Below are 7,063 nucleotides of genomic sequence, written 5' to 3' on the forward strand. Positions count from 1 at the left end.
GCATATTTCTTCACCATGCGCGCGCGCTTTTCTTCACGATTAATCAAGGATAACTTGGCCATGCCTACCTCAATTCTTGAACGGGAAACTGAAGGCGGCAAGCAATGCTCGCGCTTCATCATCAGTCTTGGCGGTGGTGGTGATCGTGATATTCATCCCACGCAGAGCATCGATCTTGTCGTACTCGATCTCGGGGAAAATAATCTGCTCCTTGACGCCCATGTTGTAGTTACCACGGCCATCGAAGGACTTGCCCGAAACACCGCGGAAATCGCGGATACGCGGCATTGCCACCGTCACCAGACGATCGAGAAACTCGAACATCTGCGCACGACGCAGCGTCACCATGCAACCGACCGGGTAATCTTCGCGAATCTTGAAACCTGCGATAGATTTTTTGGATTTGGTGACAACCGGCTTCTGGCCCGCGATCTTCTGCATGTCCGACACAGCGTGATCCATCACCTTCTTGTCAGCCACCGCCTCGCCGACCCCCATGTTCAGGGTGATCTTCTGAATACGCGGCACTTCCATGACGGACTTATAACCAAACTGCTCTACCAGTTTGGGCACCACCGTCTCACGATAAAACTCTTGAAAACGCGCCATGATCACCCCTGAGCGTCAACCATTTCGCCATTGGACTTGTACACACGCACCTTGCGGCCGTCCTCCAGCACCTTGTAACCCACGCGATCAGCCTTCTGCGTGCCCGCGTTGAACAACGCGACATTGGAAGCCTGGATCGGCATTTCTTTCTCGACGATCCCGCCCTGGATGTTGCGCATGGGATTGGGCTTCTGGTGCTTCTTAACGCGATTCACACCTTCAACCAGCACATGGCCATCATCAAGCACCCGAAGCACGACGCCGCGCTTGCCCTTGTCTTTCCCGGTCAGGACGATCACCTGATCACTTTTACGAATACGTGCCATGATTCCCTCTCACAGAACCTCAGGCGCCAGCGAGACGATCTTCATGAACTTCTCGGTGCGCAGCTCACGGGTGACCGGCCCGAAAATACGGGTACCGATCGGCTCCAGTTTGTTGTTCAGCAACACCGCCGCATTGCCATCGAATCGCACCAGCGAACCATCGGGCCGGCGCACGCCTTTTGCGGTACGAACCACCACAGCGTTGTAGATGTCGCCTTTTTTCACACGGCCACGAGGTGCCGCATCCTTGATGGTGACCTTGATGATGTCGCCCACGCTCGCATAGCGGCGATGACTGCCGCCCAACACCTTGATGCACATAACCGAGCGCGCACCGGTATTGTCTGCCACGTCCAATACGGACTGCATCTGAATCATTTAAATTGCCTCCAACTTAATCCACCAAAATGGCGGCCAGTCTTGGAACCCGTTCGGGAGAAAATCCCGCTATGCGCGGAACTGCTTGAGTCAGCGAACCGGACAAAACCAACCGGCTCACCAACCGGAAAACCCGGCACTATACCGGGCTATTACATTTCATGCAAGCGTTATACGCGCGCGCGCTCGATCAGCTTGCTTACGGTCCACGCCTTGGTGCGTGAAAGCTTGCGTGACTCTTCGATCTGCACCGTGTCGCCTTCGTGAAACTCGTTGTTTTCATCGTGAGCGTGGTACTTTTTCGACAACCGGATGATCTTGCCGATAACCGGATGCTTGACGCGACGCTCGACCAGGACTGTGACCGTCTTGTTCATCTTGTCACTCACCACACGCCCTGTCAGCGTGCGCACCATCTTTTTCATTTCAGTCATGCCTGGCCCGCCTTCTCGCGCATAATGGTCTTGACGCGGGCAATATCACGGCGCAACTTGCCCAGGTCGGCAGTTTTGTTCGACTGCTGGGTGGCCACCTGCATGCGCAGTGCAAAATGGGCACGCAGCAGGGATTCGAGTTCCTGCTTTAGTTCTGCGGCATTCTTGCCGCGCATTTCTTGTGTATTCATCACTCAGCTCCCGATCATGCGGGTAACGAAGGTGGTTGCGATCGGCAGCTTGGCGGCCGCCAGGCGGAAAGCCTCGCGCGCCAGCTCTTCGTTCACCCCATCCATCTCGTACAAAACCTTGCCCGGCTGGATCTCGGCGACGTAGTACTCCGGGGCACCTTTGCCGTTACCCATACGCACCTCGGCGGGCTTACGCGAAATCGGCTTGTCCGGAAAAATACGGATCCAGATGCGTCCGCCGCGCTTGATGTGGCGCGTCATTGCACGGCGCGCCGCCTCGATCTGACGCGCAGTCAGACGGCCGCGGCCGACCGCTTTCAGACCGAAGTCGCCAAAACTCACGTTGGCGCCACGGGTCGCCAGTCCGGTGTTACGGCCCTTCTGTTCCTTGCGGAATTTCCTTCTAGCTGGCTGCAGCATGTTTCACTCCTGATTTCTTGCCGCGCTTTTCCTGATCGGCTACCGCAGGCTGCTCGCCACGGTTGAGCGCGTCGCCTTTGTATACCCAAACCTTGATGCCAATGATGCCGTAGGTGGTCTTGGCTTCGGCAAAGCCATAATCGATTTCCGCGCGCAGGGTGTGCAGGGGCACGCGGCCTTCGCGGTACCATTCGGTACGGGCGATTTCAGCGCCGTTCAAGCGACCTGAACTCATGATCTTGATGCCTTGCGCACCCAGGCGCATGGCATTCTGCATGGCGCGCTTCATGGCGCGGCGGAACATCACGCGCTTTTCAAGCTGCTGGGCGATGCCATCGGCAACGATCTGCGCATCGGTTTCCGGCTTGCGCACTTCCTCGATATTGACATGCACAGGCACCGACATCAGGCGCGCGAGTTCGCCGCGCAGAACCTCGATGTCCTCGCCTTTCTTGCCGATCACCACACCGGGGCGACCGCTGAAAATCGTGATGCGGGCGTTCTTGGCGGGGCGCTCGATCAGCACCTTGGAGACCGAGGCGTGCGCCAGCTTTTTCTTCAGGTAGTCACGAACCTTGATGTCCTCCAGCAGGGTGCTGGAAAAATTGCGGTTCGACCCGTACCACTTGGCCGTCCAGATGCGCTGAACACCAAGACGGAACCCAATCGGATGTATTTTTTGTCCCATGGTGCTTCCTCAGTCCCCGACCGTCACGGTAATGTGACAGGTCGGTTTGCTAATACGGTTGCCACGGCCTTTGGCGCGGGCGGTAAAACGCTTCAGCACAGAACCCTGGTCAACGCAGATCGTTTTGACCGTCAGGGTATCGATGTCCGCACCCTCATTGTGCTCAGCGTTGGCAATCGCCGACTCAAGCACTTTTTTGATGATGCCGGCGCCTTTTTTCGGGCTGAAGGCCAGGATATTCAACGCCTTCTCCACGCGCAGGCCGCGGATCTGGTCAGCAACCAGACGGCCTTTCTGGGCGGACAGGCGGGTACCACGCAAAATCGCAGAAACTTCCATCATGCGCTCCTTATTTCTTCGCCTTTTTGTCCGCAACGTGCCCCTTGAAGGTACGCGTCAGGGAAAACTCGCCCAGCTTATGGCCGACCATGTTCTCGGTCACGAACACCGGAACATGCTGGCGGCCGTTATGCACCGCAATCGTCAAGCCAATGAAATCAGGCAACACGGTGGAGCGACGCGACCAGGTCTTGATCGGGCGCTTGTCATTGGAGCCGCGGACGGCTTCAATCTTTTTCAGCAAATGCCCATCAACGAAGGGGCCTTTTTTAATTGAACGTGCCATATCTTTCTACCTCAATCAGCGCGCTTGACGGCGGCGGACGATCATGTTGGAGGTGCGCTTGTTGCTGCGGGTGCGATAGCCCTTGGTCGGAGTGCCCCACGGGCTGACCGGGTGGCGGCCCGCCGCAGTCCGGCCTTCGCCGCCGCCATGCGGGTGATCGACCGGGTTCATCACCACACCCCGAACCGTCGGGCGAATGCCACGCCAGCGGCTGGCGCCCGCCTTGCCGATCGAACGCAGGCTGTGCTCTTCGTTGCCCACCTCGCCAAGCGTGGCACGACAATCAACGTGTACCTTGCGGATTTCGCCGGAACGCAGCCGCAACTGGGCATAACTGCCTTCACGCGCCTGCAGCTGAACCGACGTACCCGCAGAGCGGGCAATCTGCGCACCCTTGCCGGGCATCATCTCAACGCAGTGCACCGTGCTGCCGACCGGAATGTTGCGCAGCGGCATACAGTTACCCACTTTGATCGGCGCCTCGACCCCGCTCACCAACTGCGCACCGACCTGAACACCGCGCGGCGCAATGATGTAGCGGCGTTCGCCATCGGCATAACACAGCAAAGCCAGGTGCGCGGAACGGTTGGGGTCGTACTCCAGCCGCTCAACCTTGGCCACGACGCCATCCTTGTTGCGACGGAAATCAACCACGCGGTAGTGCTGCTTATGACCACCGCCCTTGTGGCGCACCGTGATGCGGCCATGGTGGTTGCGACCCGAGCCGCGCTTCTGCGGCTCGAGCAGCGCTGCAACCGGCTTGCCTTTATGCAGCCCCGGGGTAACGACCTTGACGACGGCACGACGACCGGCAGAGGTGGGTTTGACTTTAATCAATGCCATGATTTTCTCCCTTACTGACCGGACGCGAAGTCGATGTCCTGACCCGGCTTCAGGGTGACATACGCTTTCTTCCAGTTGTCGCGACGACCCGTGACGCGACCGGTGCGCTTGATTTTGCCCTTGACGTTGAGCACCTGCACACCCGCAACCTCAACCTTGAACAGGCTGGCGACAGCAGCGCCGATTTCCTGCTTGGTCGCGTCGGGCAACACGCGAAAAACTACCTGATTCTGCCTGTCCGCAACGCGCGTGCTCTTTTCGGAGATCACCGGCGCGAGAATGACTTTGAGCAAACGCTCTTGACTGATCGCACCCATTACACCATCTCCTCAAACTGCTTGACCGCCGCCTTGGTGATCAGCACGTTACCGAATTTAACCAGGCTCCACGGATCCGCCTGATGCGGCTCGACCACATAAACGTTCGGCAGGTTGCGCGACGACAGCCACAGGTTGTCATCAACGCTGTCCGCAATGATCATGACCTTGCCATAACCCATCGACTTGAGCTTGCCGGCAAGCAGTTTGGTCTTGGGCGAATCGATGCCCAGACTCTCCACCACCTTGAGTTTGCCCTCACGCGCCAGCTGCGACAGGATGGTCGCCAACCCCGCGCGGTACATCTTGCGGTTCACCTTGTGGCTGAAGTTTTCGTTCGGCTTGTTCGGGAAGGTGACACCACCCCCGCGCCAGATCGGGCTCGAGGTACGGCCGGAACGCGCACGGCCGGTACCCTTTTGACGCCACGGCTTATGCGTGGAGGCAGTCACCTCGGCACGCGTCAACTGCGCACGGTTACCGCTGCGCGCGTTCGCCTGGAACGCCGTCACCACCTGATGCACCAGCGCCTCGTTATAATCACGACCGAAGGTTTCGTCGGAAGCCGCGACGCTGGTCACCTGCTGACCCAGTTCGTTAATGACCGCCAAATCCATTAGGCACCCCCTTTCACAGCCGGGCGCACCATCACATGGCCGCCCTTGGCACCCGGAACAGCGCCCTTCAACAAGACCAGTCCGCGCTCCGCATCGACGCGCACAACCTCCAGATTCTGCTTGGTGCAGACCACCGCACCCATGTGGCCGGCCATGCGCTTGCCCGGGAACACGCGACCCGGATCCTGCGCCATGCCAATGGAACCAGGCACGTTATGCGAACGCGAGTTGCCGTGCGAGGCGCGCTGCGAGGCAAAATTGTGGCGCTTGATGGTGCCCGCAAAACCCTTGCCCTGGGTAACACCGGTCACGTCGACCTTCTGGCCCGCCTGCAGCAACTCAACCGACACCACGGCGCCGGGCTGATACTGTGCCGCCTCCTCCGCAGACACGCGGAATTCGCGCAGCAGCTCGCCAGCCTCGACACCCGCCTTGGCGTAATGCCCCGCTTCCGATTTGTTGACACGGCTGTTGCGGCGGCTGCCATAAGCAACCTGCACCGCGGAATAGCCGTCGTTTTCTGGCGTGCGCACCTGCGTCACACGATTGTTGGACACTTCCAGCACTGTCACCGGAACGGACGCGCCGCCCTCGGTGAAAATGCGGGTCATGCCGACCTTGCGGCCAACGAACCCGATACTCATCTTTGTATTTCCTATCACAAGCCCCCGGGGAAACCACGGGAACCAGGGTTGTAGGCGCCGATTACTATTGACCGGCTTCTAAAAGCAAAACTGCAGGGGCGGCATTATACACAGCCGCCGCGGCTTTTTACAACTTGATTTCGACGTCCACCCCGGCGGGCAGGTCCAGCTTCATCAAGGCATCCACGGTTTTGTCTGTGGGATCCATGATGTCCATCAAGCGGCGATGGGTACGGATCTCGAACTGGTCGCGCGATGTCTTGTTGACGTGCGGCGAGCGCAGCACGTCAAAACGCTCGATCGAGGTCGGCAGCGGGACCGGTCCCTTGACCACTGCGCCGGTGCGTTTGGCCGTCTCGACGATTTCAAGCGCCGACTGGTCGATCAGTTTGTAGTCGAACGCCTTCAGGCGGATGCGGATTTTCTGGTTTTGCATTGTTGAGCCTTACTCTTCGATCTTGGCCACGACGCCGGCACCAACGGTGCGGCCACCTTCGCGGATGGCGAAGCGCAGACCCTCGTCCATGGCGATCGGTTGAATCAGCGATACCTTGATGCTAACGTTGTCGCCAGGCATCACCATTTCGGTGCCGGCCGGCAGTTCAATGCTGCCGGTGACGTCGGTGGTGCGGAAGTAGAACTGCGGACGGTAGCCATTGAAGAAGGGGGTGTGGCGGCCGCCTTCGTCCTTCGACAATACGTAGATCTCGGCGCTGAACTTGGTGTGCGGCTTGATGGAGCCGGGCTTGGCCAGAACCTGGCCGCGCTGGACTTCTTCACGCTTGGTGCCGCGCAGCAGCACGCCGACGTTGTCGCCGGCCTGACCTTGGTCGAGCAGCTTTCTGAACATCTCGACGCCGGTGCAGGTGGTCTTGACGGTCGGGCTGATGCCGACGATTTCGATTTCTTCGCCAACCTTGATGATGCCGCGCTCGACACGACCGGTGACGACGGTGCCGCGACCGGAGATG

General features: G+C 59.1%; 15 protein-coding genes. All 15 read right to left on the minus strand.

The features are described 5' to 3' along the window. Positions 1-69 precede the first annotated feature (69 nt). Entirely contained in the window at positions 70-609 is a 540-nt protein-coding gene (rplE, locus tag BGO62_RS10325; RefSeq protein WP_296642033.1) for a 50S ribosomal protein L5, read from the minus strand. Between the two features lie 2 nt (positions 610-611). Beyond that, positions 612-935: a 50S ribosomal protein L24 gene (rplX, locus tag BGO62_RS10330; RefSeq protein WP_296642035.1), complete on the minus strand. Its 324-nt coding sequence runs from the start codon at positions 933-935 to the stop codon at positions 612-614. A gap of 9 nt (positions 936-944) precedes the next feature. Continuing rightward, the gene (gene rplN, locus BGO62_RS10335) at positions 945-1,313 is read right to left on the minus strand and encodes a 50S ribosomal protein L14 (RefSeq protein ID WP_296642036.1); all 369 of its coding nucleotides are present in this window, start codon (positions 1,311-1,313) and stop codon (positions 945-947) included. Positions 1,314-1,483: 170 nt separating this feature from the next. After that, on the minus strand, positions 1,484-1,747 hold the full coding sequence (gene rpsQ, locus BGO62_RS10340; protein WP_296642038.1) for a 30S ribosomal protein S17: 264 nt from the start codon (positions 1,745-1,747) through the stop codon (positions 1,484-1,486). Beyond that, positions 1,744-1,938 (minus strand): 50S ribosomal protein L29, encoded by a 195-nt coding sequence (rpmC, locus tag BGO62_RS10345; RefSeq protein WP_296642039.1) that lies wholly within the window; start codon positions 1,936-1,938, stop codon positions 1,744-1,746. The genes rpsQ and rpmC overlap by 4 nt, the downstream gene beginning before the upstream one ends. Positions 1,939-1,941: 3 nt before the next feature. Next, positions 1,942-2,358: a 50S ribosomal protein L16 gene (gene rplP / locus BGO62_RS10350; protein WP_018079508.1), complete on the minus strand. Its 417-nt coding sequence runs from the start codon at positions 2,356-2,358 to the stop codon at positions 1,942-1,944. After that, a complete protein-coding gene (gene rpsC / locus BGO62_RS10355; RefSeq protein WP_296642042.1) occupies positions 2,342-3,046 on the minus strand; it encodes a 30S ribosomal protein S3 in 705 nt (234 codons plus the stop codon). The genes rplP and rpsC overlap by 17 nt, the downstream gene beginning before the upstream one ends. A gap of 9 nt (positions 3,047-3,055) precedes the next feature. Then, entirely contained in the window at positions 3,056-3,385 is a 330-nt protein-coding gene (gene rplV, locus BGO62_RS10360) for a 50S ribosomal protein L22 (protein ID WP_296642057.1), read from the minus strand. A 10-nt stretch (positions 3,386-3,395) separates the two neighbouring features. Beyond that, the gene (gene rpsS / locus BGO62_RS10365; RefSeq protein WP_018079505.1) at positions 3,396-3,671 is read right to left on the minus strand and encodes a 30S ribosomal protein S19; all 276 of its coding nucleotides are present in this window, start codon (positions 3,669-3,671) and stop codon (positions 3,396-3,398) included. Between the two features lie 15 nt (positions 3,672-3,686). Beyond that, positions 3,687-4,514, minus strand: a complete 828-nt coding sequence (gene rplB, locus BGO62_RS10370) for a 50S ribosomal protein L2 (RefSeq protein WP_296642043.1) — start codon at positions 4,512-4,514, stop codon at positions 3,687-3,689. 11 nt (positions 4,515-4,525) lie between these two features. After that, positions 4,526-4,831, minus strand: coding sequence for a 50S ribosomal protein L23 (rplW, locus tag BGO62_RS10375; RefSeq protein ID WP_296642045.1), 306 nt, complete (start codon positions 4,829-4,831; stop codon positions 4,526-4,528). Then, a complete protein-coding gene (gene rplD / locus BGO62_RS10380; protein ID WP_296642047.1) occupies positions 4,831-5,448 on the minus strand; it encodes a 50S ribosomal protein L4 in 618 nt (205 codons plus the stop codon). Before rplD ends, rplW begins: the two co-directional genes overlap by 1 nt. Then, positions 5,448-6,092 carry a 50S ribosomal protein L3 gene (rplC, locus tag BGO62_RS10385; RefSeq protein ID WP_296642051.1) on the minus strand — a complete coding sequence of 215 codons (645 nt, stop codon included), beginning with the start codon at positions 6,090-6,092 and terminating at the stop codon, positions 5,448-5,450. Before rplC ends, rplD begins: the two co-directional genes overlap by 1 nt. A 127-nt stretch (positions 6,093-6,219) precedes the next feature. Next, on the minus strand, positions 6,220-6,528 hold the full coding sequence (gene rpsJ / locus BGO62_RS10390; RefSeq protein WP_018079500.1) for a 30S ribosomal protein S10: 309 nt from the start codon (positions 6,526-6,528) through the stop codon (positions 6,220-6,222). A 9-nt stretch (positions 6,529-6,537) separates the two neighbouring features. Then, positions 6,538-7,063, minus strand: a 526-nt coding sequence (locus tag BGO62_RS10395) for an EF-Tu/IF-2/RF-3 family GTPase (RefSeq protein ID WP_296642055.1), incomplete at its 5' end; no start/stop codon positions are given.

It is taken from the genome of Thiobacillus sp. 65-1402, from assembly GCF_001897685.1.
In the GTDB taxonomy this organism is placed as follows: Bacteria; Pseudomonadota; Gammaproteobacteria; order Burkholderiales; family Thiobacillaceae; genus Thiobacillus.

What these genes read in the sequence shown, in the direction of transcription:
- rpsS (WP_018079505.1), bottom strand. Translation starts at nt 3,671, where the DNA reads ATGGCACGTTCAATTAAAAAAGGCCCCTTCGTTGATGGGCATTTGCTG.
- rpsJ (WP_018079500.1), bottom strand. Translation starts at nt 6,528, where the DNA reads ATGCAAAACCAGAAAATCCGCATCCGCCTGAAGGCGTTCGACTACAAA.
- rplW (WP_296642045.1), bottom strand. Translation starts at nt 4,831, where the DNA reads ATGGGTGCGATCAGTCAAGAGCGTTTGCTCAAAGTCATTCTCGCGCCG.
- rpsQ (WP_296642038.1), bottom strand. Translation starts at nt 1,747, where the DNA reads ATGACTGAAATGAAAAAGATGGTGCGCACGCTGACAGGGCGTGTGGTG.
- rplC (WP_296642051.1), bottom strand. Translation starts at nt 6,092, where the DNA reads ATGAGTATCGGGTTCGTTGGCCGCAAGGTCGGCATGACCCGCATTTTC.
- rplP (WP_018079508.1), bottom strand. Translation starts at nt 2,358, where the DNA reads ATGCTGCAGCCAGCTAGAAGGAAATTCCGCAAGGAACAGAAGGGCCGT.
- rplV (WP_296642057.1), bottom strand. Translation starts at nt 3,385, where the DNA reads ATGGAAGTTTCTGCGATTTTGCGTGGTACCCGCCTGTCCGCCCAGAAA.
- rpmC (WP_296642039.1), bottom strand. Translation starts at nt 1,938, where the DNA reads ATGAATACACAAGAAATGCGCGGCAAGAATGCCGCAGAACTAAAGCAG.
- rplD (WP_296642047.1), bottom strand. Translation starts at nt 5,448, where the DNA reads ATGGATTTGGCGGTCATTAACGAACTGGGTCAGCAGGTGACCAGCGTC.
- rplN (WP_296642036.1), bottom strand. Translation starts at nt 1,313, where the DNA reads ATGATTCAGATGCAGTCCGTATTGGACGTGGCAGACAATACCGGTGCG.
- rplX (WP_296642035.1), bottom strand. Translation starts at nt 935, where the DNA reads ATGGCACGTATTCGTAAAAGTGATCAGGTGATCGTCCTGACCGGGAAA.
- rplE (WP_296642033.1), bottom strand. Translation starts at nt 609, where the DNA reads ATGGCGCGTTTTCAAGAGTTTTATCGTGAGACGGTGGTGCCCAAACTG.
- rpsC (WP_296642042.1), bottom strand. Translation starts at nt 3,046, where the DNA reads ATGGGACAAAAAATACATCCGATTGGGTTCCGTCTTGGTGTTCAGCGC.
- rplB (WP_296642043.1), bottom strand. Translation starts at nt 4,514, where the DNA reads ATGGCATTGATTAAAGTCAAACCCACCTCTGCCGGTCGTCGTGCCGTC.